The organism is Kitasatospora sp. NPDC036934 (genome assembly GCF_055608425.1).
Genome location: NZ_JBVJQR010000001.1, coordinates 236005 through 260657, shown reverse-complemented (window position 1 = coordinate 260657; position 24653 = coordinate 236005). Strand labels below are relative to the sequence as shown.

General features: G+C 74.2%; 21 protein-coding genes and 2 pseudogenes. 6 read left to right on the top strand and 17 right to left on the bottom strand.

The features are described from left to right. Positions 1-45: 45 nt before the first annotated feature. Both ACZ7BZ_RS01190 and ACZ7BZ_RS01185 read right to left on the bottom strand, forming a co-directional pair. Positions 46-1770 carry a carbohydrate binding domain-containing protein gene (locus tag ACZ7BZ_RS01190; protein ID WP_470356518.1) on the bottom strand — a complete coding sequence of 575 codons (1725 nt, stop codon included), beginning with the start codon at positions 1768-1770 and terminating at the stop codon, positions 46-48. 205 nt (positions 1771-1975) lie between these two features. Then, positions 1976-2869, bottom strand: a complete 894-nt coding sequence (locus tag ACZ7BZ_RS01185) for a helix-turn-helix transcriptional regulator (protein WP_470356517.1) — start codon at positions 2867-2869, stop codon at positions 1976-1978. 193 nt (positions 2870-3062) lie between these two features. On the opposite strand from ACZ7BZ_RS01185, the gene ACZ7BZ_RS01180 reads away from it, so the two are divergent. Continuing rightward, positions 3063-3983 (top strand): alpha/beta hydrolase, encoded by a 921-nt coding sequence (locus ACZ7BZ_RS01180; protein WP_470356516.1) that lies wholly within the window; start codon positions 3063-3065, stop codon positions 3981-3983. Positions 3984-4011: 28 nt separating this feature from the next. Here the strand turns inward: ACZ7BZ_RS01180 and ACZ7BZ_RS01175 are convergent, their stop codons facing one another. Beyond that, positions 4012-4893, bottom strand: a complete 882-nt coding sequence (locus tag ACZ7BZ_RS01175) for an SDR family oxidoreductase (protein WP_470356515.1) — start codon at positions 4891-4893, stop codon at positions 4012-4014. An 83-nt stretch (positions 4894-4976) separates the two neighbouring features. Here ACZ7BZ_RS01175 and ACZ7BZ_RS01170 point away from each other — a divergent pair, with 83 nt between their 5' ends. Beyond that, positions 4977-5558, top strand: a complete 582-nt coding sequence (locus ACZ7BZ_RS01170) for a TetR/AcrR family transcriptional regulator (RefSeq protein WP_470356514.1) — start codon at positions 4977-4979, stop codon at positions 5556-5558. A gap of 21 nt (positions 5559-5579) precedes the next feature. Further along, positions 5580-5870, top strand: a pseudogene (locus ACZ7BZ_RS01165) (hypothetical protein); the annotation flags it as partial. A gap of 137 nt (positions 5871-6007) precedes the next feature. Here ACZ7BZ_RS01165 and ACZ7BZ_RS01160 read toward each other — a convergent pair. Both ACZ7BZ_RS01160 and ACZ7BZ_RS01155 read right to left on the bottom strand, forming a co-directional pair. Beyond that, positions 6008-7963: a LamG-like jellyroll fold domain-containing protein gene (locus ACZ7BZ_RS01160; RefSeq protein ID WP_470356513.1), complete on the bottom strand. Its 1956-nt coding sequence runs from the start codon at positions 7961-7963 to the stop codon at positions 6008-6010. A 186-nt stretch (positions 7964-8149) separates the two neighbouring features. Further along, complete coding sequence (locus ACZ7BZ_RS01155; RefSeq protein WP_470356512.1) at positions 8150-9496, bottom strand: family 43 glycosylhydrolase; 1347 nt, start codon at positions 9494-9496, stop codon at positions 8150-8152. A gap of 269 nt (positions 9497-9765) precedes the next feature. On the opposite strand from ACZ7BZ_RS01155, the pseudogene ACZ7BZ_RS01150 reads away from it, so the two are divergent. Further along, positions 9766-9942 (top strand): annotated as a pseudogene (locus ACZ7BZ_RS01150) (amidohydrolase family protein); the annotation flags it as partial. Between the two features lie 199 nt (positions 9943-10141). Here ACZ7BZ_RS01150 and ACZ7BZ_RS01145 read toward each other — a convergent pair. Next, a complete protein-coding gene (locus ACZ7BZ_RS01145) occupies positions 10142-10351 on the bottom strand; it encodes a hypothetical protein (RefSeq protein WP_470356511.1) in 210 nt (69 codons plus the stop codon). A 102-nt stretch (positions 10352-10453) separates the two neighbouring features. Here ACZ7BZ_RS01145 and ACZ7BZ_RS01140 point away from each other — a divergent pair, with 102 nt between their 5' ends. Both ACZ7BZ_RS01140 and ACZ7BZ_RS01135 read left to right on the top strand, forming a co-directional pair. Next, entirely contained in the window at positions 10454-11959 is a 1506-nt protein-coding gene (locus tag ACZ7BZ_RS01140) for a helix-turn-helix transcriptional regulator (RefSeq protein WP_470356510.1), read from the top strand. 321 nt (positions 11960-12280) lie between these two features. Then, positions 12281-12994 carry a phosphatase PAP2 family protein gene (locus ACZ7BZ_RS01135; RefSeq protein ID WP_470356509.1) on the top strand — a complete coding sequence of 238 codons (714 nt, stop codon included), beginning with the start codon at positions 12281-12283 and terminating at the stop codon, positions 12992-12994. Between the two features lie 16 nt (positions 12995-13010). On the opposite strand, the gene ACZ7BZ_RS01130 is transcribed toward ACZ7BZ_RS01135, so the two are convergent. Genes ACZ7BZ_RS01130 through ACZ7BZ_RS01080 form a run of 11 tightly spaced genes read right to left on the bottom strand, consistent with a single transcriptional unit; the run spans position 13011 to position 24652 of the window. Then, positions 13011-14345: a glutamate-1-semialdehyde 2,1-aminomutase gene (locus ACZ7BZ_RS01130; RefSeq protein WP_470356508.1), complete on the bottom strand. Its 1335-nt coding sequence runs from the start codon at positions 14343-14345 to the stop codon at positions 13011-13013. 7 nt (positions 14346-14352) lie between these two features. Continuing rightward, positions 14353-14904, bottom strand: a complete 552-nt coding sequence (locus ACZ7BZ_RS01125) for a dTDP-4-dehydrorhamnose 3,5-epimerase family protein (protein ID WP_470356507.1) — start codon at positions 14902-14904, stop codon at positions 14353-14355. Beyond that, positions 14901-16139, bottom strand: coding sequence for a polysaccharide pyruvyl transferase family protein (locus tag ACZ7BZ_RS01120; RefSeq protein WP_470356506.1), 1239 nt, complete (start codon positions 16137-16139; stop codon positions 14901-14903). The genes ACZ7BZ_RS01125 and ACZ7BZ_RS01120 overlap by 4 nt, the downstream gene beginning before the upstream one ends. Continuing rightward, entirely contained in the window at positions 16136-17083 is a 948-nt protein-coding gene (locus ACZ7BZ_RS01115; RefSeq protein WP_470356505.1) for a glycosyltransferase family 2 protein, read from the bottom strand. The genes ACZ7BZ_RS01120 and ACZ7BZ_RS01115 overlap by 4 nt, the downstream gene beginning before the upstream one ends. After that, the gene (locus tag ACZ7BZ_RS01110; RefSeq protein WP_470356504.1) at positions 17080-18402 is read right to left on the bottom strand and encodes a hypothetical protein; all 1323 of its coding nucleotides are present in this window, start codon (positions 18400-18402) and stop codon (positions 17080-17082) included. The genes ACZ7BZ_RS01115 and ACZ7BZ_RS01110 overlap by 4 nt, the downstream gene beginning before the upstream one ends. A gap of 5 nt (positions 18403-18407) precedes the next feature. Beyond that, positions 18408-19691, bottom strand: coding sequence for a DUF4910 domain-containing protein (locus tag ACZ7BZ_RS01105; protein ID WP_470356503.1), 1284 nt, complete (start codon positions 19689-19691; stop codon positions 18408-18410). Then, the gene (locus tag ACZ7BZ_RS01100) at positions 19679-20704 is read right to left on the bottom strand and encodes an NAD-dependent epimerase/dehydratase family protein (RefSeq protein ID WP_380455549.1); all 1026 of its coding nucleotides are present in this window, start codon (positions 20702-20704) and stop codon (positions 19679-19681) included. The genes ACZ7BZ_RS01105 and ACZ7BZ_RS01100 overlap by 13 nt, the downstream gene beginning before the upstream one ends. A 3-nt stretch (positions 20705-20707) precedes the next feature. Next, entirely contained in the window at positions 20708-21355 is a 648-nt protein-coding gene (locus ACZ7BZ_RS01095) for a PIG-L deacetylase family protein (protein WP_470356502.1), read from the bottom strand. Further along, entirely contained in the window at positions 21352-22149 is a 798-nt protein-coding gene (locus ACZ7BZ_RS01090; protein ID WP_470356501.1) for a glycosyltransferase family protein, read from the bottom strand. Before ACZ7BZ_RS01090 ends, ACZ7BZ_RS01095 begins: the two co-directional genes overlap by 4 nt. Further along, positions 22146-23381, bottom strand: coding sequence for a methyltransferase domain-containing protein (locus ACZ7BZ_RS01085; RefSeq protein ID WP_470356500.1), 1236 nt, complete (start codon positions 23379-23381; stop codon positions 22146-22148). The genes ACZ7BZ_RS01090 and ACZ7BZ_RS01085 overlap by 4 nt, the downstream gene beginning before the upstream one ends. Continuing rightward, complete coding sequence (locus ACZ7BZ_RS01080) at positions 23378-24652, bottom strand: glycosyltransferase (protein ID WP_470356499.1); 1275 nt, start codon at positions 24650-24652, stop codon at positions 23378-23380. The genes ACZ7BZ_RS01085 and ACZ7BZ_RS01080 overlap by 4 nt, the downstream gene beginning before the upstream one ends. Between the last annotated feature and the right edge of the window lies 1 nt (position 24653).

Genomic DNA, 24653 nt, shown 5'->3' with positions numbered 1-24653 from the left:
GAGCGGCGGATGAGGCCGGGCGAGCGGCGGATGATCAGCGGGCGGTCAACGGCTCTGCAGGGACTTGACGTTGTCGCCGAAGGTCCAGCCCTTGGAGCCGTCCCAGTTGAGCGACCAGGTCATCAGGCCCTTCAGCCCGCCGCCGAAGGCGTTCCAGGCCTGGCCGACGGAGCCCGGGTCCAGGTAGCCGCCGCCCGCGCCGGGCTGGGCCGGCAGACCGGGCACCTGCTTGTCGTAGGGGACCTTGACGGTGGTGCCCTGGATGGTCAGGCCGTTGTTCAGGCAGGTGGTCTGGACGGTGAAGCCCTGCACGGTGCCGGCCTGGTAGGAGTCGCCGGAGCAGCCGTACATGCTGCCGTTGTAGTACTGCATGTTCAGCCACCACAGCTGCCCGTTGTCGGCGTACTTCTTGATGATCGGCAGGTAGGCGCCCCAGATGGAGCCGTAGGTGACGCTGCCGCCGGTGACGTATGCGGTCTCGGGGGCCATGGTCAGGCCGAAGCCCGCGGGCATCTGGGCGAGCACGCCGTCGATGATGCGCATCAGGTTGGCCTGGGAGGGGGACGGCGTCCTGATGTCGCCGCCGCCGGAGAGTCCGGTCTCGATGTCGATGTCGATCCCGTCGAAGTTGTACTTCTTGAGGATCGGGACGACGGTCGCCACGAAGCGGTCGGCGACGGTGCTGGAGCTGAGGTCGATGCCGGCCGCGGCGCCGCCGATCGACATCAGGATCGTCGCACCGGCGGCCTTGGCCTGGCACATCTCGGCGGGGGTGGCGACCTTGACGTTGGTGTCCATGCCGTCCTGCCACAGGACGGTGCCGTCGGAGAGGATCACCGGGAAGGCCGCGTTGATGACGTTGTAGCCGTGGGCGGGGATCCGGCTGTCCGTGATAGGCACCCAGCCCAGGCCGGGGTGCACGCCGTTCGAGGCGCCGTCCCAGTTCTCCCAGTAGCCCTGGAGGACCTTGCCGGACGGCCGGGGCTTGGTGGGGCAGGTGTCACCGGACGGCGGGGTGGTGGGCGGGGTCGTGGGAGGCGTGGTGGGCGGGGTCGTGGGCGGGGTCGTGGGAGGCGTGGTGGGCGGCGTGGTCGGTGGGGTGCTGGTCGGCGTGGGGCTGCTGCCGCCGGGGCCGGTGAGCGAGACATCGTCCGCGTAGTACGCGGGCTGCCCGTACCAGCCGTGCAGGTAGACCGTCACCGAGGTGGTGCCGGGCCCGGTGGTGAAGCCCAGGGTGAGCCGGCCGTACGAGGCGTTGCCGGGCGCCCAGGTGGACGGGTCGCTGCCGCCGCCGGTGCCGGTGGCGCCCAGGTAGACGTAGCTGCCCTGGACGTAGGCGCTCAGCGTGTACTGGGAGTTGGGCTGCACGCTGACCGTCTGGCTGCACTGGGCGGTGTCCTGGCCGGTCGGGGTGGCCTGGAGCGCGGCGGCGCCGGAGTGCACCGGGCTGCCGACGACGGCGGCGGTGCCGGAGCAGGTCCAGCCGGCCAGCCCGCTCTCGAAGCCGGGGTTGGCCAGCAGGTCGGGGGTGGCTGCGCCGGCTGTGACCGAGCCGGTCACGGCGAGGCCGGCGCCGATCAGGGCGACGGTGCTCAGCCCGGCGAGGGAGCGGACCAGGACGGTCGACCCGGGCCGGGCGCGATGGGCCGGCCGCGCCTGCGACGTGCGTTCCAGGCCCACCCGGCGCGGTTCGCCGCCGGAACGGCCGGGTTCCGGGTTCGGGTGGATGCCGCCCGGCGGGCGTGGGGTTCGCGACCTCCGACGGAACATGCTGTGCTCCCTTCCCGCCGGGCGCCAGGGATTTGACCGACGCGTGGGGGCGTGCCGCCCGGCCGTGGGTGAGGTGGGGACATGTGGGGCTGTGCCGGACGGGATCGTAGGGGGGCGGGCCGGGCCGGTCAATAGGTCTGGACCATTTAAGGTCTGGACCACTTGCGAAGAATGTCCCCGGGCGCCACCGACGCCGCGGTGCGGCTCACGCCCGGTGCGGCCCGGCCGGTGTTCCGGCCCCGGCCGCCGCCCACTGCAGCAGGAAGCGCAGGCCCTCGCCGGTGGGCGAGTCTGGATCGGCGGTGTAGGCGACGAGTTGCTGGTCGGGCTGGGTGTCGACGGTGAACTGCTGGACGTCGAGGGTGAGGGGGCCGGCCAGCGGGTGGCGGTAGGTCTTGGTGAGCCGGTGCGGCCCGCGGACCCGGTGGTCGGCCCACCAGGTGCGGAAGTCGGCGTCCCGCGCGGTCAGTTCGGCGATCATCGCGGCGAGTTCGCCGTCCTCGGGGTGGCGCCCGGCCTCCATCCGCAGCACCGCGACGCAGTCCTGGGCGGCGAGTCGCCAGTCGGCGTACAGCGCGCGGTAGGCCTCGTCGAGGAAGGTGAGGCGGATCAGGTTCCGCTCGTGGGCGGCGAGGGCGCCGAAGTCGGTGAGCAGGGCGGCGGCGCCGCGGTTCCACGCCAGCACGTCCATCCGCCGGTTGAGGACCATCGCGGGGACGTCGTGCATGGCCGCGAGCAGCCGCCGCAGCTGCGGGTCGGCCTCCGGCCGCCCGGGCCGGACGGCGGCCGGGTCCGGGGTGGTGTCGGCGAGGGCGAAGAGGTGGGCGCGCTCGTCCGGGGCCAGCCGCAGCGCGTCGGCGAGCGCGCCGAGGACGGGCCGGGAGACCCGGCGGGTGCGGCCCTGTTCGAGCCGGACCACGTAGTCGACGCTGACGTGGGCGAGTTGGGCCAGTTCCTCGCGGCGCAGCCCGGGCACCCGACGCAGCCGGCCGTCGTCCGGGAGACCCGCCCGGCCGGGGTCGAGGGCGGCGCGGCGGGCGCGCAGGAAGGCCCCCAGCTCGGTGCTGCCGTCGGTGGCCCGGGTGTTCTGGGATCGCATGCCCCCAGTCTCCCCCGGCGGGCGGGTGCCGTGCCTGGTACTGGCGTGCATAGGCAGAACCGTCCCTGGTCCGGCACCACCCGCCGGGGCGACGGTGGTGGGGCGGCCGAGCCCGGTGCCGCCGGTCCGCCACCGCCGCTGTCACCGTCACAGTCACCGTGCGGGCCGCCCCCTCGTCACCCCGGAGCGTGCGATGCGTACCGAAGTCACCTTCCCCAGCGCCGGCCTGACCCTCGCCGGTCACCTGTACACCCCGGCCGCCGGGCCCGCCGGCCCGCGCCCGGCGATCGTCGTCGGGCACCCCGGCACCGGCGTGAAGGAGCAGGCCGCCGGGCTGTACGCCCGCCGGCTGGCCGCGCGGGGCTTCACGGCCCTCGCCTTCGACGCCGCATTCCAGGGCGAGAGCGAGGGCCTGCCCCGGGGCCTGGAGGATCCGGCGCACCGGGTCGAGGACCTGAAGGCGGCGGTCTCCTTCCTCACCACCCGCCCCGAGGTCGACCCCGAGCGGATCGGCGCCCTCGGCATCTGCGCCTCCGGCGGCTACGCGCTGGCCGCCGCCCCGACCGACCGGCGGATCAAGGCGGTGGCCACCGTCAGCGCCGTGGACATCGCCCGTCAGTTCCGGCACGGCGCGGACGGCGGCCAACCGCCCGCCGTCCTGGAGGAGTTGCTGGCCGCGGCGGCCGCGGCCCGTACCGAGGAGGCCCGCAGCGGAGTCGCCGCGACCTTCCCGGTCTTCCCCGCGAGCGAGGAGGAGGCCCGGCTGGGCGGTCCGCACGTGCACGCGGGCTGGGAGTACTACCGCACCTCCCGCGGTGAACACCCGCGCTCCGCGAAGGAGTTCACCTGGTCCAGCGTCGACCGGATCGCCGGCTTCGACGCCTTCGCCGCGCTGCGGCTACTGGCACCGCGCCCGCTGCTGATGGTGGTCGGCCGCGAGGCGGTGACCGGGTGGATGAGCGTGGCGGCCCTCCGGGAGGCATCCGGCCCCGCGCGGCTGCACTGGATCGACGGCGCGACCCACACCGACCTCTACGACCGGGACGAGTACGTCACCCCGGCCGTGACAGCCGTCGCCGACTTCTTCGGCACCCAGCTGGCCGTGGCCGGCTGAGCGGCCGCCGGGCGGGGCGGGGACCGGCTCAGGCCTCGATGTTCTCCAGGTCGGCGAGCAGGCCCGGGTGTGTCGGTCGCCAGCCGAGCACGGCGCGGGTACGGGCGGCGGAGGCGGGCTGGTCGGCGGCGAAGATCGGTCCGAGAGGGCCGTACTCCTCCTGCGGCACCGACGTGACGGGCAGGCCGAGCCGCCGGCCGATCACCCCGGCGATGTCGCGCACCGCGTCGCCCTCGTCGGCGACGGCGTGCCAGGCGCTTCCGGCCGGCGCCTTCTCCAGGGCGAGCCGGAACAGCACGGCCGCGTCCCGCGCGTGGACGGCAGGCCAGCGCTGCGCGCCGTCCCCCGGGTAGCCGGCGACGCCGGTGCGGCGGGCGATGTCGGTGAGCAGTCCGGCGAACCCGCCCCGGCCCTCGTCGTGGACGGTGCGCGGCAGCCGGACCGCCGAGCTGCGGACGCCCCGGGGGGCGAGTTCCAGCACCCGGGTCACCGAGCGGCTGCGTCCGCCGACCGGCCCGTCCAGCGGCAGCGGGTCGTCCTCGGTGGCGGCGCGCCCCGCCACGTGGGGCGTGCCGGACGCGGTGACGAGCGGCTTGCCCGTGCCGGCCAGGGCGTCCCCCAGGGCGACGAGCGCGGCGCCCTCCTCCGCGATGCCGCGGGCGAGGGCCTCGGGCGAGCTGAAGTCGTTGCTGAAGGCGAGGTGGATGACCCCGTCCGCCTGCTCCGCTCCGGTGCGCAGCACCGCGAGGTCGGTGAGTCCGCCGCGCAGCACGGCGGCGCCGGCGGCCTCGGCCTGCGCCGCCGAGGCCTCGGAGCGGACGAGGGCGGTGGCCGAGTGGCCGGCGGAGAGCAGTTCTGCGACGACGGCCGAGCCGATCAGGCCGGTACCGCCGGTGATGAAGACGCGCATGACGACCTCCAGGGAGTGATGCGACAACCGTCCCATCACTGTACCCATGATGCGACCCTTGTCGCATCACCTAGGATGGTCACATGCCTAGATGGAAGCCGGACGCACGACAGCGCCTGGTCGCGGCCGCGCTCGGCCTCTTCACCGAGCAGGGCTACGACGAGACGACGGTCGCCCAGATCGCCGAGCGCGCGGGGCTCACCCGGAGCACCTTCTTCCGCCACTTCGGGGACAAGCGCGAGGTCCTGACCGCCGGCCAGGAGACGCTGAGCCGACTGCTCGCCGAGGGCATCGACACCGCGCCCCCGGACGCGACGCCGCTGACCGCCGTCGCGGCCGGCCTGGAGCGTGCGACGGGCGGGATGACCGCGTTCAACCGCTCGCTCGGCCCGCTGCTGTCCGCGGCGGTCGAGGCCAACGAGGAGCTGCGCAGCCGCGAGGCCCTGAAGCACGTCGGCATGGCCGCCGCGATGGCCGAAGCGCTCCGGCGCCGGGGCGTCCCGGACACCTCGGCCCAGCTGGCGGCCGAACTCGGCCTGCTCGCCTTCAAGCACGGCTACACCCGCTGGGCGGACCCGGCCCGCGACGAGGCCCCCGGCGAACTCGCCGACCTCACCCGGGCCGCGTTCGACGAACTCCGCGCGGCCGCCGCGGAGCTGCGCTAGCGGACTGGCGGGCTAGCGGACTGGCCGACTGGGTCCGGGTCGGTCGCCGAGGTCGTCGGCGCGGTGGCCCCGCAGGGGGAACGAAGGCCGGGCGGCGACACCGTCACCGTCACCACCCTCGACTCCAAGCTCTTCGGCCCCGGCGGCGGTTGGGTCTTCCGGATGACCCCCGAGGGGAAGGGCACCCGGGTCGACGTCCAGCTCACCCGGGAGCCCCGGCACCTCAAGGGCCGGATGCTCGCCGCCCTGCTCCCGGTCGCCGGGCCCGGCGCCCTGCGCAAGTCCTTCGCCGGGCCACTGAAGACCGGGTGATCCGCCGCCCGGCCCGGGTGCCGGCCCGGGTGCCGGCCCGGGCCGTGCTCGCGGACGCGTTCAGGCTGCAACGCGCCCAGGGCCAGGTGCAGCCCTGACGACGGATCCGAATCGGCCCGGCCGCCGGGCCCTCGGCGTCACGAGATCATGAACTCCTCCTTCGGCAGCGCCCGCCTCACGATCCGCACGTCGCCGATCCAGCCGTGGAAGATCTTGTCGAGCACGCCCGCGTACTCGTACCCGCCGAGCATCCACGGCTGCCCGAGGGTCGTCAGGCCGACCGCCGGGGTCGACGGGTTGCGGGCCACCTCGCAGCCGTCCACGTACATCCGGTTGAGCCGGCCGTCGTTGACGACGGCGACGTGCCACCAGTGGTCCAGCGGCAGGCGGTGGCCCCAACAGGTCGAGGCGCCGGTCTGGTTGAGCGGGTAGACGCACCACTGTAGGGCGGGCGCCTCGGACACGCTGAGCGTGACGACCGGCTCCTGCGGGTCGGTCGAGTCGCCGCTCCTGCCCGCCTCGCCGCTCATGCCCCAGCGGCTCAGGAGCGCCGTCCACGCGTTCTTCCCCGGGTCCCAGTCCGCGGGCAGCTTGAAGAAGGCCTCGATGGTGTAACCGTGCTCGAACGTCTCGCGGTTGACGGGCGCGCCGGGCAGCGTCTGGAGGAACGCGCCGACCGTCGGCTTGTTGCGGCTGTCGAACAGCAGGCTGCCGTGGCCGGGCTGGTCCGGGTGGTGGTCGGACGACCAGGCGAGCGCGGCGGTGGGCGCGCCCGGGGTGGCCAGGCGGATCAGGTCGTTGCCCTGGCCGCTGAGGTCCCGGACGGCCTGCTGGTCCGGGAGCGGCGTTCCGGCCTTGCCGCCGCCGTCGAAGCGCCAGTAGGCGAGGGTGTCGCGGACGAGCAGGTCGCTCGCGGGGCGTGCCGGGCGCGGCGGGACGGGGGCGAAGCCCGCGAAGCGGCGCCCGAAGTCGATCGGGATCGAGAACCGGTCGACGTCGGAGGTCAGTTCGGCCTCCCCTGCGGCCAGGGCGTTGCGGTCCTCCGCGGCCGTCTCCAGGATCCAGGGCGAGAACGTCGATATGTCGATGGTGTTCCGGTCGAGGTCGAACCGGTACGTGCGGATCATCGCCGCGCCGCCGTAGTAGCGGTCCTGGTAGTTGGTGATGTGGACGTGGACGTCGTGGCCGGCCCGGTTCTTGAGGACGGTGCGGCCGGGCGGCCAGTAGTGCCCGTTGACGGTGAGGAACACCTGGTCGTTGCCGCTGACGAGCTCGTCCCAGAGGCGGTTTCCGTAGTCGGAGAGAGTCGCCCTGCCGCTGTCGTCGGCGTGGGCCATCTCATGGGTCGTGAGGATGACCGGCAGCTCGGGGTGGGCGGCGATCATCCCGTTGGCCCAGGCGAAGCCCGCGTCCGACAGGCGCCAGTCCAGGGAGAGGACCACCCACTCGCGGCCGGCCGCCTTGAAGACGTGGCAGGTGTTGTACCCGTCGGGGCTGGAGGCCCGGTATCCGGGCGTGCGGGCGGCCCTCGCCGGGGTGAACGTGTCCAGGTAGGGGGTCCTGCCGCGCTGGTCGTCGGTCGAGGAGCGGACGTCGTGGTTGCCCGCGAGCACGCCGTAGGCGACGCCGGCGTCGTCGAGCAGCGCGAAGGACTTCGTCACGGCGGCGTACTCGGCGGGCAGCCCGTGCTCGGTTACGTCGCCGAGGTGGGCGAGGAAGACGATGTTGTCGTCCCCGCCGCCCTCGCGGTTGACACCGCCGTCGAGGACATAGCGGAAGGACGCCTCCAGCGGGGCGGAGTGGATCCGGTCCTCGTCGAACAGGTACTGCGTGTCCGGCATGACGACGAAGGTGAACTGCCGGCTGTCCGGGTCGGGCTCCCAGCGGTCGCGCCGGGTGGTGCGGGGCTCGGGTGCGTCCGCCGCCGCGGGCGCGGCACCGCTGAACACCCCGAGCCCCGCCGCGCCGACCCCGGCCCCCAGCAGACCGGCCCCGCGCAGGAACCGCCGACGGCTCGCCGCCGCCGCCCCTCCCCCGTCGAGTTCCGCGGTCCGGGGGCAGGCGCACGCGTCGGACGGATGGGAATCGTGCATGATCGCTCCAAGCGAGTGGTATGGCCCCGGACGGCTCCCCAGACGCTAGGAACCGAACGTTGTCGCAGGTCATCCACGTGGTCACGCCGTGCTGAACAGCGGCCGAATGCCGCGGTCGCAGTGTCGTCCTGGTACGTGAAGCCGGACGGGCCCGGTTTGCCGGCCGGGCCCGCTGCCGTCAGCCGGTCAGGAGAGGGCCCAGGTCTCGCTGGCGGCGCTCGAACTGCCGCCCGTCTCCTGGTCAACCGCTCCGCCCTTCGTGGCCGAGCCGCCGGTGCCGATCGTCAGGCCGCTGCCGACGCCGACCAGCACGTACTTGCCGCCGGTGAAGTCCAGCGCCCACTGCTGGTTGGCGCCGCCGTTGCAGGTCCACTGCTGCAACTGTGCGCCGGTGGCGCTCGAGTAGCCGGGGACGTCCAGGCACAGGCCGCTGTTGACGCTGGTCAGGGTGTACGTGCTGGCGGAGGGGAGCCCACCGCCGGCCGACCAGGTGCCCGCGGAGGTGTCGAGGGACCAGGTGGGGTACTGGCCGAGGTTGAGCGTCGTCCCCCGGATGGTCAGCGGGAGCCAGATCAGCTTGGAGCCGCCCAGGTCGTTGACGTCCCAGCGGTCCCCCGCGTAGACGTACGTGGTACCCGAAGTGCCTTGGACGGTGATGATGTTGGCCGTCTGGCTCCCGTACGTGTTGGTGCCGGGCGCGGCCATGTCCTTCCAGGCCGACCACGGTCCACTGAGCGACGTCGCGGTGGCGTAGACGTTGTCGTTGAGGTGCCAGCCCGACAGGTGCGACCCCGTGATGTAGTAGGTGCCGCCCACCTTCACCATGGCCGGGGCCTCGATGCTGCCGCCGCCCAGGAGCACGACCGCGCTGTCCGCCGAGAGGTAGTCGGCGGAGAGCCTGTCGATCCGCAGGCCGCCGCTGTTGCGGTCCTCGGTCATCAGGTAGGCGGTGCCGTCGGATTCCTGGAACAGGCCCAGGTCGCGGCTGACATTGCCCAGCGGCCGGAAGCTGCCCCGGTAGACGTACGGTCCGCACGGGGTGCTGCTGGTGGCCACGCCGGCCTTCGCCTCGGAGTAGTCGGGGCTGTCGATGTGGACGTACATCACGTACAGGCCGGTCGACGCGTTGTAGATGACCTTCGGCCGCTCGACGACCCGGTTCGGTCCGAGATCGCCGCTGCTCCGCTTGGCCAGTGCCACACCCCGGTAGGTCCAGCTGCCGAGGTCGTCGGAGGTGTAGCAGGGGACGTCCTGGAACGAGGTGTTCGCCGACGTCTCGCCGGTCTTGTCCTCGCCGAAGCCGTACCAGGTGCTCCCTGCCTTGACGATGCCGAGTCCGTGCAGCTGGAGCGCGTTGCCGTTCTGGTCGGTGCGGGTGGCGCCCAGGGTGAACGTCACCGGGCCCGCGGCCGCCCGGGCCTGGGCGGTGGGCAGCAGCACCGCCACGAAGGAACCGAACAGGGCGAGAACGCCGACGAGTGCGGTGCGCCACCGGCCGACCGGTCGCCCGTCGGCTGCAGGACTGCGGAACAAGGGTGTCACCTCTCCACGAGGACGGGTCACAGCGTCGGAAGCGTCCATGACATCGGATGGATTAAGGCGCAAAGGTCGGGTGCCTGTCCAGAGTTTTGCCGGATTCCGCCCACTCATCGCCCCGATCGGCATCATTCATCGGATCTCATGGCAACAAACAGGGGACGCATGGCCGCCCTCGGCGTGATCCGGCCCGACTCCACCCGCGTCGCGCGCCCGAAGGGCCGGCCACCCGCCGTGACCGTGAAACTTTCACCACCTGGGGCCGGCTCTTCGGCTCCGACTACCCGCCGATCAGTCCGGACCGCTGGCTCGCCGACTTCGCCGCGCTCCCGATCAAGGACGAGGTCCGCCCGAAGATCCTCAAGGAGAACGCCGCCGGGCTGCTCGGCCCCGACGAGCAGCCCGACCAGCACCTCGGCAATCACCTCGACCAGCAGCAGTGACGCCAGCCCAGGAAGTCCCGCGTTGCAGAACCAAGGCATCGGGTCCTGGCCCGCCCGCCCGGCCCGCAAGACCCGGCACCGCCGTCTACTGCTGCGGTCCGGGGATCCCCAGCTGATGCGTCGTTACGGACGGTCGGGGCGCGACGGCGCATGGCCGACCCCGTCGTGCTCGGGATCGGCCATGTGTGGGCGGAGCGGGTCAGCGGAGCGCGGCGGTGCAGGTGGTGCCGTTGAGGGTGAAGCCTCCGGGTGCGGGGTCGGTGCCGGAGTAGGCGCCGTTGAAGCCGATCACCGCCTTCAGCACCTCTACGGCACCCGGCTGGCCGGCCTGGACGACACCGTCCGGTCCGAGCTGCTGAAGGGCGCCCTCGACGGCGTCGCCCCGGCCGGCCGGCCGGGGCGACGGCACCAGCCCCTGCTCCCGGTACCGGATGCGCGACGCCGAGGCGGCCGTCGCCCGCAGCCTCGTCCTGGCCGACCCCGCCCCCGACGCCCACCACTCCCCGCCTCCGTGCTGGCCTCCGGCTACCAGGCGCTCTACCACGACGGCGATGTGCGCTCCACCCACCGGCTGCTCGCCGCCGCGATCCAGCGGGCGGGCGCCGCCGGAACCGGGGCTGGGGCCGGAACCGACCGCGCGGTGCTCGACCGGCTGGTCTCCCTGCTGCTCGCCACCAGCCAGTACGCCGCCGACCGCACCCTGTGGGAACGCACCCACGCGCTGCTCGCCTCGCTCGGCGAGCGGGTCGGCGAACGCGCCAGCCTCTACAGCTCCACCTGGAGCGACGTCGTCCGGCACGGCGCCGGCTGGGCCGGGCCGGTGGAACTCGCCGCGGCCGACCTGCCGGGCCAGGAGCCGTGGGACGTCGCCCGCCTGGCCGTCTCCGCCTACCACCTCGACGTCCTCAGCCCGCTCCGCCCCCACCTGCAGCGCACCGTCCACCGCGAGCTGGACACCGGCGCCGTGTCCACCGGCATGGTGATGCTGCACCTGATCATGCTCGACCAGACGGCCGTCGGGGACTGGGAGGCCGCCGAGCGGACCGGAGAGCAGGCGCTGCGCCAGTCCGAGGACCACGGACACGAGCTGTTCGCCCAGCAGACCCGCGGCTACCTCGCCCAACTCGCCGCGCTGCGCGGACGGACGGACACCGCGCGCGAACTCCAGGCGGTGGTCGACTCATGGGCCCGCCCGCGCGGCATCGGCTTCCTCCCCCAGCTCGCCGACGCGGCCGGCACCACCGCCGCGCTCAGCGACGGCGACTACGAGAGCGCCTACCTCCAGGCCATCGGCATCACCGCGCCCGGCACCTTCCAGCCCTACGCCCACCAGGCCTCCCGCACCCTGCTCGACCTCGTCGAGGCCGCCGTGCACACCGGCCGCACCGAACAGGCCCGCGCGCACGCACTCGCCGCCCGGGACGCCGCACTGCCCGCCGTCTCGCCCCGGCTCGCCCTGCTCACCGACGGGGCCCTGGCCATCACCGCCGAGGACGACACCGAGGCCACCGAGGCGTACCGGCGCGCCGAGTCCCACCCGGCCGCGACCCGGTTCCCCTTCGAGCTGGCCCGGATCCGACTGGCCCGCGGCAGCCGGCTCCGCCGCGCCACGGCGGCCCGGCCGTTCCTCGCCACCGCCGCCGACGCCTTCGAACGGCTCGGTGCGGTCGCCTGGGCCGCGCGGGCCCGGGACGAACTGCGGGTCAGCGGGGTCCCGTCCCGGGCGCCGACGCGCACCGCACCCCCGCTCACCTGGCAGGAGCGCCGCATCGCCGACCTGGCCGCGGGCGGCCTGACGAACAAGGAGATCGGCGAGCAGACCCGCTTGTCGCCCCGTACGGTCAGCGCCCACCTGTACCGGATCTTCCCCAAGCTCGGCGTCACCACCAGGGCCGCCCTGCGCGACGCCCTGATCAGGCTGGACTCGGCCTCCCCCGGCGGCCCCGGCATCCCGGCGCAACCGTCCCGGCGGGACCGGGCGGCGGCGGGCCGACTGGACCCGGTCCGGGGCGGGTAGATCACCGGCCGTCCACCAGGGAGGGAGTCCGGATGTCGCCGTCGCTGCCGTCGACGGGTACCGCGGTGATCGCGCCGGAACAGGCGGTGGCCGCGCCGCCGGCCTCCGGACACCTGGCCGACCTGGTGGCCGGCGACGGACGTCTTCCTGCTCCACCCCCAGCTCGCCACCCGCGACCGCGGGCGCCCGGTGACCACCTCCCTCGCGGGGCCCTGGCGTCCGCCCGGCGGGTCTGCGGGCCATGTGGCCCACAGAAAAGGCCAATTGACTGCTGGTCAACTATCCTGCGTGACCGGATACCTGGATGTGACGGGGGCTCTCATGGGATCGTCCGGGCAGGGTGGAACGGGAAGCGACCCCGGTCCGAGCCGGGTGCAGGGCGACCGGAGACGCGCCGGGCCACTCGTGGTGCTGCGCGGGTGGCTCGGGCTGGTCTCGGCTCTCGCGGCGCTGGTGGTGATCGTGCTCGGGGTCCGGTACTCCGGGGAAGGCGCCCCCGGCCGGGTGGACGCCCGGGTCCAGGACGGGCTGTACGGGGTGGAGCCGCCGTGGCGGTACCTCGCCCGGACGCTGGACGCACTGGGGGAACCGGCGGGCGCCGGGTCGCTGGGGTTCGCCGCCGTGTCCTGCTGCCTACTGTTCCGGCGGCCACGTGACGCGGTGTTCGCCGCGGTCGGCATGGGCCTGCCGGTGGTGGCGGCGACACTGCTCAAGCACGTGGTGGGGCGCACCATCCACGGCGCCGAGAACCTGTCCTACCCGAGCGGGCACACCGCCTTCCTCACCGCCGTCGCCCTCGTGGTGGCGCTGCTCGTGCGCGGCCCCCGCGCCCTGCCGGTGCTGGTCGCGGCGGTGGCGGCCGGGGCCGCCATGGGCTGGGCCCAGGTCGCCCTGGGGGCGCACTACCCGACCGACACCCTCGCCGGCTGGTGCACCGCGCTGGCGCTGGTGCCGCCGGCCGGGTGGCTGGTGGACCGGGCGGCCGGCCGACCGGCGGGCCGGTCGGCCGATGACGTTCGACCCGAACGGATTTGACGCAACCGACGCAGCGTCAGGCGTACTGCCGGAACACCGGCTTCACCGGCCGCCCGCCCAGCCAGGGGGTGGGGTCGCCGGCGTCCAGGGCCTTCCGGTAGACGGCGCAGGCCCGGCCCACCACGTCGACGGTGCGGTCGATGTCCTCCTCGTCGAGCGCGCTGCTCACCACGAAGGACGGTGCCAGCACCCCGCCCGCGAGCAACTGGCGCAGGAACAGGGTGCGGTACCGCTGGGACGGCCGGCCCAGCTCGTCCAGGGTGGCGAAGACCAGGTTGCTGGCCCGGCCCCGGACCACGACGTGGTCGCCGACGCCCATGCCGGCGGCGGCCTCGCGGACGCCGGCGGCCAGGCGCTCGCCGAGGGCGTGCAGGCGGTCGGTGACGCCCTCCTCGACGTAGGTGGTCTGCACGGCCATCGCGGCGGCCAGCGCGTGGGTCTCCGCGCCGTGGGTGGTGGAGAGCAGGAACACCCGGTCGCCTGGGTGGCGCAGCCCGCCGTGCTCCATCAGGTCGCGGCGCCCGGCGAGCGCGGAGACGGCGAAGCCGTTGCCGAGCGCCTTGCCGAAGGTGGAGAGGTCGGGGACGACGCCGTAGAAGCCCTGGGCGCCGGCCGGGGACCAGCGCAGGCCGGTGATCATCTCGTCGAAGACCAGCAGGCAGCCGTGCCGGTCGGCCAGCTCGCGCAGGCCCGCGAGGTAGCCGGGCGGCGGCTCGCGGTGGCCGGCGGGTTCGAGGACCAGGCAGGCGATCTCGCCCCGGTGGTGGGTGAGCAGTTCCTCGGTGCCGGCGAGGTCCCCGTAGCGGAAGGCCGTGGTGAGTTCGGTGGTGGCGGCCGGGATGCCGGCGGACATCGGAGTGGTGCCGATGAACCAGTCGTCGACGGAGAAGAACGGCTGGTCGCCGCAGACGGCCACCCGGGGGCGCCCGGTGACGGCGCGGGCGAGCCGCACCGCGGCGGTGGTGACGTCGGAGCCGTTCTTGGCGAACTTCACCATCTCGGCGGTGGGCACCGTCTCCAGGAAGCGTTCCGCGGCCTCGACCTCCACGATGGACGGCCGGACGAAGTTGCCGCCGCGGTCGATCTCCCGCCGCACCGCCTCCAGCACCCGCGGGTGGGCGTGGCCGAGGCTGACCGACCGCAGGCCGGAGCCGTACTCGATGTAGCGGTTGCCGTCGACGTCCCAGACGTGGGCGCCGCGGCCGTGGCTGATCACCGGGGCCAGGTGCTCGGGGTACTGGTCGTCGCCCTTGGCGTAGGTGTGGGCGCCGCCGGGGATCAGGGCGTGCAGCCGCTCGTTGGCCGCCCGGGAGCGGGGCAGCCGGAGCTCGTCGGTGTCTTCGGGGTTCATGTCGGCCTCACCGCTCCTGGTGGCGCAGGGCCTCCGCGAGGCTCGGCGCCTCGCGGTCCCGCTTGGACATCGAGGTGGCCGGCAGCGGCCAGGGGACGGCGAGTTCCGGGTCGTCGAAGGCGATCGTGACGTCCTCGGCCGGGTCGTGCGGGCGGTCGATCCGGTACGAGACGTCGGCGGTGTCGGTCAGCGCCTGGAAGCCGTGCGCGCAGCCGGCCGGGACGTACACGCTGGCCTGGGTGTCGCCGGAGAGCTCGAAGTGGGCCTGACCGCGGTGGGTGGGCGAGTCCGGCCGCAGGTCCACGACGACGTCGAAGACCCGCCCGTACGAGCAGCGCACCAGCTTGGCCTCCCCGGCGCCGGAGCGCAGGTGCAGTCCGCGCAGCACGCCCCGGACGGAGCGGGAGAGGCTGTGCTGGACGAAGGCGTCCGGGTCCAGGCCGACCGAGCGGAGCACCTCGGCGTCGAAGGTGCGGCAGAAGAAGCCGCGCTCGTCGGCGTACGGGGTCGGCTCGAAGAGGTACGCGCCGGCGATCGCCGGGACTTCGGTGACCTTCATGAAGTCTCCTGGGGGGCGGGGTCGGAGGTCGGGAAGACGGCCGCGGTCAGGGCGGCGAACTGCCGGTCCAGGAGTCGGGTGGCGGCCCGGTTCCGTTCGGCGAGGGTGTGCCGGGCCTCGGCCGAGCGCCGCTCCAGTGCCCGGAACTGCTCGATCAGCCGGTCGGCGTCGACCTCGCGGGCCGGGTGGCAGTGCTCCCCCAGGCCCATCCGGTCCATCAGGGCGTCGCTCTTGGCCGCGTAGCTCAGGGCGAGCGTGGGGGTGCCGGTCTTCAGCGCGCAGACCAGGTTGTGGTAGCGGGTCGCCACCACGGTGTCGGCGGCGGCGGTCTCCCGCATCAGGTCGGCCAGGGAGGCCGGTTCGGCGGCGGTGACCAGTGGTGAGCCGACCGCCTCGCGGATCGCGGCGACCACCGGCAGGTCGACGTCGTCGCCGATGAGCAGCCGGACCGGCCGGCCGTCCTCGACCAGCGCCCGGACGAAGCGGGTGGTGCCGTCGAGGTAGCGCCGGTGGATCCGCTCGGCGCGGGCCCGGTCGTCGTTGCCTCCGTGGAAGGCCATCACGCCGACGCAGACCGTACCGGGGGCGGCCGGGGAGGCGCTCGCGGACGGGGTGGGCAGGGCGAAGGCGAGGTCCGGGTAGACCTCGTCCCGTGCGGTGTCCACGCCCATCTCCCGCATCGCCTCGCGGGACAGCGCGTCCCGGTACGAGCGGTACCCGGCCAGCCGCGCCGACCAGCGCACCAGGGCCCGGACGGCCCGGTCGCGGATCGGGGCGGCGCCGACGCCGACCAGCGCCACCCGGGTGCCGAACAGCCGGCCGGACGCGCAGAGCAGGAACAGCGCGTACGGGAAGCCCCAGGGCCGCAGCGGCAGGGTGGCCTCCAGGACGCCCATGCCGGGCACGATCACCACGTCGTGCCGGCGCACCCAGGCGGCGGTGCGGAGGGGGTCGACGAGTTTGCCGAAGCCCTTACCCGCGATCGCGCCCGCCCGCGAGGCGGTGCGGTACTCCCCCCGGTACCAGTGCAGCCGGGTCGCGGGGATCCGGTAGCGGGCGGTGACGGCCGCCGGTCCGCCGCAGAACGCGTCCACCCGGGCCTCGGGGTGCTCGCTGCGCAGGTAGCCGAGGACGGCCTCCAGCGAGCCGTCGTTGCCCAGGTTGCCGGCCCCGAGCAGTCCGAACACCCCGACCCGCAGCGGGACTCGCGCCGGGGCCCGGTCCGGGAACGTCATCCCCGCCTCCGCTCGCGCCCGGCCACCAGGGCGTCGACGGAGACGGTGGGCCGACCGGGCCCGACCGGGGCGCGGTCCTCGACCCGCTCGCCGGCGCCCGGCCGCGCCCGGCTGGTCATCCAGGCGGCCAGGTGGCCGTAGCAGGCGCGCCGGTCCGCCGGGGAGAGCGGCGCCCGGCGGATCGCCGAGGCGAAGCCCCAGACGTACTCGGCGAGCAGCCGGGGCGTCGGGTGCAGCGGACCGGCCCGGCGCGGGTCCAGGTTGACGCAGCGGGAGCGCTTGGAGGGGTTGGCCCGCTCGGCGCGGGTGGGGTGGTCGCGGCGGAAGTAGAGCAGCTCCGGCACCTGGTGGAAGGGCCCGTGCAGGGTGATCTCGGCGACGAAGGTGCGGTCCGCGTGGTGGTAGCTGTCGTGCGGCTTGACCCGGCGCAGCACGTCGGCGCGCATCACCCCGTAGAAGTCGTCCCCGCCGGGCTCGAACAGCAGGCTGCGGAAGCGCTCGGGGGCGGACGGCGAGTCGGTGGTGAGCCCGTACTCGTAGGGGACCTTCAGCTGTCCGTGCTCGTCGATGACGGCCTGGCCGGAGTGGGCGAGGACGATGTCCGGCCGTTCGTCCAGCGCCGCCACGCAGCGCTGCAGGAGGTCCCGGGCGTAGAGGTCGTCGTGCGAGGCCCACTTGAAGAGTTCGCCGCGGCACTGGGTGAAGACGTAGTTGTGGTTGGGCGCGGCGCCGATGTTCCGGGGCAGCCGGAGGTAGCGGATCCGGGAGTCCCGGGCGGCGTACGCCCGGCAGATGGACTCGGTCGTGTCGGTCGAGGCGTTGTCGGTGATGACCAGCTCGAAGTCCTCGTAGGTCTGGCCGAGCAGGGCGTCGAGCGACTCGGCGAGGTACTCCTCGCCGTTGTGGACCGGCAGACCGATGCTCAGCCGGGGAACGGTGGTCACGGTGTCCTCACTTCGGGGATGGGGGCGCTCGTTTCGGGGCCGCGGTGGCGTTCGCGCAGGGCGGCGCGCAGTTGGAGCCACCAGACGGCCGAGCCGCAGCCGGTGGCGGCGGCGACGCCCCAGGCCGAGCCGACCGTGCCGGCCGCGGCGGCCCCGCCGAGCCCGCCGGCCAGGTAGCAGGTGGAGGCGAACAGCTGGCAGCGCACGCTGCGCCGGGCGGCGGCGAGCGCGCGCAGCCCGGCCGCGGCGCCGCTGCCGAGGCCGGCGCCGGCGACGCCGAGGGTGGCCGGCACGATGAGCGGGGCGGCGGAGTGCCAGACCTCGCCGAGGACGAGCCGGCCGGCCTGGTCCGGCAACAGCAGCAGGGCGGCGCCCCAGAGCAGGGCGGCGCCGGCCTGCCCGCCGCCCAGCAGGAAGCAGAACCGGCCGAGCCGCTGCGGTGCCTGCCGCAGCACCCGGGCCGCCTCGGCCACGGTGACCAGCGACAGCCCCATCAGCAGGGCCAGGAACGGGCCTTGCAGCAGTTCGGCGCCCCGCACCGCGCCGACCGCGCCGACCCCGGCGATCGCGCCGAGCCCGTACGCCCGCAGCTGGCCGGCTCCGCTGAGGCTGACGTTCTCGACCAGGTAGCGGCTGCCGAGGTCGCGCTGCTCGCGCAGCCAGCCGGGGGCCTGGGTCACCCGGGGCCGGATGCCGGACTGGAGGAAGCCGTACCCGGCGGCGGCCGCGGCGGCCGCGCCCCAGGCCAGCAGGAAGGCGGCCACGGTGCCCACCCGGGCCGCCACGACCATGGCCGGGACGAGTGCGACGCCCTGCACCAGATCGTTGGCGAAGGCCTTCTGTCCGGCGCCGACCGCGAAGAAGGCGAACCGCCGGGAGTCCTGGAGCAGGAGGGCGGGCAGGGCGAGGCCGAGGCAGGCGAAGGCGGGGCCGACGTCGCCGCCGAGGGCGAGGCCGACCAGCAGGCACACCGCCCCGAGGGTGCTGCCGACGGCGAGCGCGGCGCCCGAGGAGCGGGCCGCGGCCGCCCGCCAGACGCCCTCCGGCACACCGCTGAACCGCACCACCAGCGGGTCGGTGGCCAGGCCGCGGGAGACGTTGAGCACCACGCCGTAGGTCAGCCAGGCGAGGCTGAACACGCCGAAGGCGTGGACGCCCAGCGAGCGGGCGACGTAGATGCCCACCGCGAAGTTGATCATGCTGGAGACCGCCTGGTCGGCCAGCCCCCAGGACAGCCGGCCGAGGACACCCCGCTGGGCGGGCCGGGCCCGCTCCGCCGCGTCGGTCGACTCCTCCCTCCGCACCCCCTCGGTGGTCATCGGCGTCACGCCTTGATCAGCCCGGCGCCCCGGAGGGCGTCGGCCGCGACGGCGACGGTGTCGAAGGGCAGTCCGGAGCGCTCGGCGACGTCCAGCAGACCGTGCTCGCCGTCGGAGAGGCTGAGCACCCAGAGCATCGCCAGCTGCGCCTGCTTGGCGTCGCTGCGCCCGCCGAGCGAGTCGTACAGCCCGCGCCGGCCCAACTGCGGTTCGCCGTACGGACTGAGGTTGAGGTAGCGCCGGTTGCGGTCGAGCACCGCGAAGGCCTCCCGGCAGACGGCGAGGGTGTCCGCCATCGCCTCCGGCGTGACGAAGTCCGGGTTGTCCGCCGAGGTGTGGTACTCGGGGTACCCGGCGTACGGGGTGCGGCTGAGCGAGCCGACGCCGAGGTCGAAGCCGGGCGAGCAGAACTGCCGCTCGTCGTAGCCGTACGGGGTGAACTCGGTGATGCGGTGAGGGCGTTCGGAGGTGGACAGGACGTGCCGCAGCACCCGGTCGATCTCCGCGTCGCCGCGCCGGCTCCGCTTGTACGTCAGGTCGCCCCGGTCCCCGGCGCAGGCCAGCACCAGGCCGTGCTTGACCCGGTCCACCCGGTCGGCGTTGCGGGCCAGCCAGGTGATCGCCCCGATGGTGCCGGGGGCGAACAGGAACCGGTAGGTGTAGTACGGCGAGCGCTGCGCCAACTCCCGAGCCAGGAAGACCGCCACCGCGATGCCGGCCAGGTTGTCGTTGGCCAGCGAGGGGTGGCAGACGTGGCAGGAGACGATCACCTCGTCGGCGACCTGCCCGGGGACGACGTGCTCCGCGTAGGTCAGGTGGCCGTCGGCGAGGGTGGAGTCGATCCGCACCTCGTAGTCGCCGTCCGGCATGGCGTCCAGGGTCTCCTGGGCGAGGCAGAACCCCCACGTGGGCGTGTAGTAGCTGGTGCGGTAGGGCACCCAGCCCGGGTGCTCCGGCAGGGTGTGGAGGTGCTCGCGCAGTTCGGCCAGCGGCAGGGTCGCCGCCACCGGCACGCTGTAGCCGAGCACGTGCAGGCTGGACGCGGCGAAGTCGACCACCCGCCGGCCGGTGCCGTCGGCGATGTAGGCGTCCCGGATGTTCCACTCCTGGGGCACCGTCCAGTCCAGCACCTGCGTCCCGGTCGGCACCTCGTGCACCTGGAGCGGCAGGTACTCGCCGACGATCTCCAGGGTGGCCCGCACCCCGTCGCCGGTGATGCTCCGGCAGAGCGGGTACAGCCGCTCCACCAGGGCGTGCATCTCCTCGCCGGCCGCGGTCACCGGCGCCACCGCAGGGTCTCGTCCACGGCGCCCGCCCCGGTGGCCTCGCGCAGCACCGCCAGCCGGGTGAAGCGCCGCTCGAAGCCGTCCCGGGTGAGCCCGAACGCCCGGTAGGCGTCGGCGAGTTCGACGGCGCCCTGCTTCACCGTCCACGCGCAGTCGAAGCCGGGCAGCGCGGCGCGGACGCGGGAGAAGTCCACCCGGTAGGAGCGCGGGTCGGCGCCGTGCTCCCCGGTGATCACCACCTTGGCGCCGTCCACCGCCTCGGCGACCTGCTCGGCGATCTCGGCGACCGTGACGTTGTTGACCTCGCTGCCGATGTTGAACGCCCGGTCGTGCACCGCCTCCCGGGGCGCCTCCAGCGCGGCCGTGAAGGCCCGGGCGATGTCGGCGGCGTGCACCAGCGGGCGCCAAGGGGTGCCGTCGGAGAGCACCAGCACCTCGCCGGAGAGCAGCGCGTGGCCCACCAGGTTGTTGAGCACGATGTCGGCGCGCAGCCGGGGCGAGTAGCCGAAGGCGGTGGCGTTGCGCAGGTAGGTGGGGCTGAAGTCTCCGTCGGCCAGGGCGTGCAGGTCGTCCTCCACCCGCACCTTGGACTCCGCGTACGGCGTCACCGGGCGCAGCGGGGCGTCCTCGGTGACCAGTTCGTCGCCGCCGGCCGCGCCGTACACGGAGCAGGTCGACGCGTACAGGAAGCGCCGCACCCCGGCGTCGCGGGCCAGCTCGGCCAGCCGTACCGAGGCGTGGTGGTTGATGTCGTAGGTGAGGTCCGGCGCCAGAGAGCCGAGCGGGTCGTTGGAGAGGGCGGCCAGGTGGATCACGGCGTCCACGCCGGCCACGTGCTCGGCGGTGACGTCGCGCAGGTCCACCCGGCGGCCCGGCGGGTCGGCGGGCGCCGGGCCGAGGACGCAGTCGGCGAACAGGCCGGCGTCCAGGCCGACGACCTCGTGTCCGGCGGCCGCGAGGACCGGGGCCATCACGGTGCCCAGGTAGCCCTGGTGTCCGGTCAGCAGTACGCGCATGGTTCAACCCCCCAGGTTGAGAGTGATCTTGGTGACGTCGAAGGCCTCGGCGTAGCGCGCGTGGCACTCGATGCCGCGGATCCGGGCCAGCCCGAGGAAGGCCTCCCGGTCGTACCAGGGCCGGTGCCGCTGCGAGGGGTAGTGCTCCTGCAGCAGGAGCACCTTCTGCTCGGCGGTCTCCGGGGAGAGCGGCTGGTATGCCGTCGGGCGGCCGAGGTCGGCGTCCCACTTGACGATCTCGTAGCCGAGCACCAGGTGGTCGCGGAAGGCGGTGGTCACCAGCCGGGCCAGGCCCTGGTGGTCCTGGTGGGCGTCCGCGGTGCGCGGCGCGAGCAGCAGGTCCGGCTCGGTCCGGGCGCGCAGCTCCTCGACGGCGGCCTTGGCCTCGTCCCAGTGCGCGGGCAGCCGGCCGTCGGGCAGCTTGAGGACGGTCAGCCTCAGGTCTGCGCCCGGACAGAAGGCGGCGAGGGCGGCCCGCTCCTCCTGCTCGCGCTCGCTGCCGCCGCCGGAGAGCACCAGGGCGTCGACCCGCAGGCCGGGCCGGGCGAGGCACAGCGTCAGCAGGGTGCCGCCGGCGCCGATGGCGATGTCGTCGCAGTGCGCCCCCAGCGCGGCGATCCGGTCCGGGCGCCCGGCGCCGAGCCCGATCACGAGGTCCCCACCCCGGCCCCGTCCCGTTCCCAGACGGCCCACGGGCGGTCTCCCTGGGCGTAGGCGGCGTCCAGCGCGGCCCGCTCCTTGACGGTGTCGGTGGGCTTCCAGAAGCCGCGGTGCCGGTGGGCCACCAGTCGGCCGCGCTTGGCCAGTTCGGTGCAGCCGTCGGCGACCAGGTCCCCGTTCTCCGGGATGTGGTCGAAGACCTCCTGGCGGAGCACGAAGTAGCCGCCGTTCTCCCACAGCGGCAGTTCGCTGACCGCGGTGATCCCGCCGACCAGGCCGTCCTCACCGAGGTCCACGCAGTGGAAGGAGGACTGCGGCGGCACCACCATCATCGAGGCTCCGGCGTCCCGCTCGGCGAAGCGGTCGATCATCTCCGGCAGCGGGGCGTCGGTGAGCACGTCGGCGTAGTTGGCGAGGAACATCTCGTCGCCGTCCAGGTGGTGGCGCACCCGGCGCAGCCGCTCGCCGATCGGCGACTCGATGCCGGTCTGGGCGAAGGTGATCGTCCAGGAGGAGATGTCGGTGGACAGCAGCTCGGTCCGGCCGCCGCGCAACACGAAGTCGTTGGAGGTGGTCTCCTCGTAGTTGAGGAAGAAGTCCTTGATGTGGTGGGCGCCGTAGCCGAGGCAGAGGATGAACTCGGTGTGCCCGAAGTAGGCGTAGTAGCGCATGACGTGCCAGATCAGCGGGCGCGGGCCGACCATCGCCATCGGCTTGGGCACGTCGTCGGCGGCTCCGCTGCGCATCCGCAGCCCGTAACCGCCGCAGAACAGGACGACCTTCACGGCTTCACCTCGACGATGCTGAGTTCCGGGACGGGGAAGACCAGGCGGCCACCCCACTCGTGCACGAAGGACAGCTGCTCGGTCAGTTCGGCCCGCAGGTTCCACGGCAGGACCAGGACGTAGTCCGGCCGGTCGGCGGCGATCTGCTCGGGCGGCAGGATCGGGATGCGGGTGCCCGGGGTGAACCGGCCGTGCTTGTAGGGGTTGCGGTCGACGGTGTACGGGAGCAGGTCGGGCCGGATGCCGCAGTGGTTGAGCAGGGTGTTGCCCTTGCCGGGGGCTCCGTAGCCGACCACGGACTCGCCGCGCTCGACGGCCTCGATGAGGAAGCGCAGGAGGTCCCGGCGGACCTTGGCCACCCGGCCGGAGAACTCGGTGTACCCGGACAGCTCCTGGAGCCCGGCGGCCTTCTCCCGGTCCAGCACCTCGGCGACCCGCCGGCCCGGCTCGCCGGCCGCCTCGGCCGGGCGGGCCCACAGCCTGATGGAGCCGCCGTGGGTGGGCAGCAGCTCGACGTCCACCAGGGTGAGTCCGCCGCTGGCCAGGGCCCGGGCCGCGGAGGCGACCGTGTAGTACTGGAAGTGCTCGTGGTAGATGGTGTCGTACTGGTTCTCCTCGATCAGGGTCAGCAGGTGCTGCACCTCGACGGAGACCCAGCCGTCGTCGGCGACCAGGGCGCGCAGGCCCCGGGTGAAGCCGACGACGTCGGGGATGTGGGCGTACACGTTGTTGGCCACCACCAGGTCCGCCGGGCCGTGTTCGGCGCGGACGTCCGCGCCGGTGGCCGGGTCCAGGAAGGCGGTGCGGGTGGGCACGCCCGCCTCGCGCGCGGCGGCGCCGACGTTCACCGAGGGTTCGATGCCGAGGCAGCGGATCCCCCGGTCCACCACGTGCCGCAGCAGGTACCCGTCGTTGCTGGCGACCTCGACCACGAAGGCGTCCGGGCCCAGGCCCAGCCGCTGGACGGCCCCGGTGACGAAGGTGCGGGCGTGCTCCACCCAGGAGGTCGAGTAGGAGGAGAAGTAGGCGTACTGGGTGAAGGTCTCCTCCGGTGTGATGAGCGGCGGGATCTGCGCCAGCCAGCAGTCGGTGCAGACCCGCAGGTGCAGCGGGTACGCCGGCTCCGGCCGGTCCAGTTCGTCCGCGGCGAGGAAGCTCTCGCACGGCGGGGTCGCCCCCAGGTCGACGACGCTCCCCAGCGCCGTCGAGCCGCAGAGTCGGCATCGTGTCATCGACTGCTCCCGTTCCCGCCCGCGCGGGTGCCCCGCCGCGGGTCAGCGTGTCCGTTCCCTGCCGGCGGCGCGCCGTTCGCGCCGCCGGACCGCCGCGCGATCGCGCCGCGGTACCCCTCCACCAGGCGCTCCAGCCCGACGGCCGGACTGAAGCCCTGCTCGTACCGGCGCCGGGCGGCCCGGCCCAACTCCCGGTTGTGCTCCGGCTCCGCCGTGATCCGGCGCAGGCAGGACGCCAGCGAGGCCGCCTCGCCCGGCCGGTGCAGCAGCCCGGTCACCCCGTCCTCGACGAGCTCGACGAAGGCGCCGTGCCCGGCGGCCACGGCCGGGACCCCGGCCGCCATCGCCTCCACCACCACCAGGCCGAAGGCCTCCAGCCAGGTCGAGGGGGCCACCACGGCGACCGCCCGGGCCACGGCCCGCCGGCACTGCTCCTGGTCGTACAGGCCGACCTGGCGCACGTCCTCGCGGCCGGCCGCCCAGGCCCGCACCTCGGGCTCCAGCGGCCCGGCGCCGGCGATCACCAGCGGCACGCCCACCCCGCCGTCGGCGGCCAGCTCGTCCCAGGCCGCCATCAGCAACCGCACGCCCTTGGCCTCGGCGAGCCGACCGAGGTACAGCAGGTGCTCACCCGCGCCCGTGCGGCCGATGCCCGGCTCGGGCACGAAGTTGTGCTTCACCGTCAGCCGCCCGGCCGGCAACCCGGCGCCCACCAGGACGTCGCGCTGCGCGGCGGAGATGCAGAAGAAACGCTCCACCCCGGACCGCCAGCGCCGCCGGTTGAGCGCCAGGCTCAGCGCTGGCGGCACCGTCGCCAGCCGGGAGCCGCGGTAGCAGCCGTGCCGGACGGCGGGCAGCGGCGAGCCCCCGACGCACTCGGTGCACGGCCGGCCGTCCCGCTGCAGGGTGCCCGGCGGGCAGACCTGGCCGTAGTTGTGCAGCGTGGCGACGACGGGCACGCCGGCGTCGGCGCAGGCGGCCAGCACGGCGGGCGACAGCAGTGGGAAGACGTTGTGGACGTGCACGACGTCCGGCCGTTCGGCGCGCAGCCGGGCGGCCAGCTCCGCGCGGACCGCCGGGTTCCACGGCACCAGCAGCGGCACCGCGACCTTGCCCGGCAGGGCCTTGGCGGCGATGTCGTCGCTGCGCCGCTCGAACAGCCCGACCCGGTGGCCGGCCTCGCGCAGCAGCGCCACCTCCTGGTCGACCACCTGGTTCTCCCCGCTCGGCTGCGCCGAGGCGTAGCGGTTGTGCACCACCAGGACGTGCATG

Coding starts and splice junctions, on each gene's coding strand:
- ACZ7BZ_RS01190 (WP_470356518.1), bottom strand. CDS start 1,770: ATGTTCCGTCGGAGGTCGCGAACCCCACGCCCGCCGGGCGGCATCCAC.
- ACZ7BZ_RS01185 (WP_470356517.1), bottom strand. CDS start 2,869: ATGCGATCCCAGAACACCCGGGCCACCGACGGCAGCACCGAGCTGGGG.
- ACZ7BZ_RS01180 (WP_470356516.1), top strand. CDS start 3,063: ATGCGTACCGAAGTCACCTTCCCCAGCGCCGGCCTGACCCTCGCCGGT.
- ACZ7BZ_RS01175 (WP_470356515.1), bottom strand. CDS start 4,893: ATGCGCGTCTTCATCACCGGCGGTACCGGCCTGATCGGCTCGGCCGTC.
- ACZ7BZ_RS01170 (WP_470356514.1), top strand. CDS start 4,977: ATGCCTAGATGGAAGCCGGACGCACGACAGCGCCTGGTCGCGGCCGCG.
- ACZ7BZ_RS01160 (WP_470356513.1), bottom strand. CDS start 7,963: ATGCACGATTCCCATCCGTCCGACGCGTGCGCCTGCCCCCGGACCGCG.
- ACZ7BZ_RS01135 (WP_470356509.1), top strand. CDS start 12,281: ATGGGATCGTCCGGGCAGGGTGGAACGGGAAGCGACCCCGGTCCGAGC.
- ACZ7BZ_RS01130 (WP_470356508.1), bottom strand. CDS start 14,345: ATGAACCCCGAAGACACCGACGAGCTCCGGCTGCCCCGCTCCCGGGCG.
- ACZ7BZ_RS01125 (WP_470356507.1), bottom strand. CDS start 14,904: ATGAAGGTCACCGAAGTCCCGGCGATCGCCGGCGCGTACCTCTTCGAG.
- ACZ7BZ_RS01120 (WP_470356506.1), bottom strand. CDS start 16,139: ATGACGTTCCCGGACCGGGCCCCGGCGCGAGTCCCGCTGCGGGTCGGG.
- ACZ7BZ_RS01110 (WP_470356504.1), bottom strand. CDS start 18,402: ATGACCACCGAGGGGGTGCGGAGGGAGGAGTCGACCGACGCGGCGGAG.
- ACZ7BZ_RS01100 (WP_380455549.1), bottom strand. CDS start 20,704: ATGCGCGTACTGCTGACCGGACACCAGGGCTACCTGGGCACCGTGATG.
- ACZ7BZ_RS01085 (WP_470356500.1), bottom strand. CDS start 23,381: ATGACACGATGCCGACTCTGCGGCTCGACGGCGCTGGGGAGCGTCGTC.
- ACZ7BZ_RS01080 (WP_470356499.1), bottom strand. CDS start 24,652: ATGCACGTCCTGGTGGTGCACAACCGCTACGCCTCGGCGCAGCCGAGC.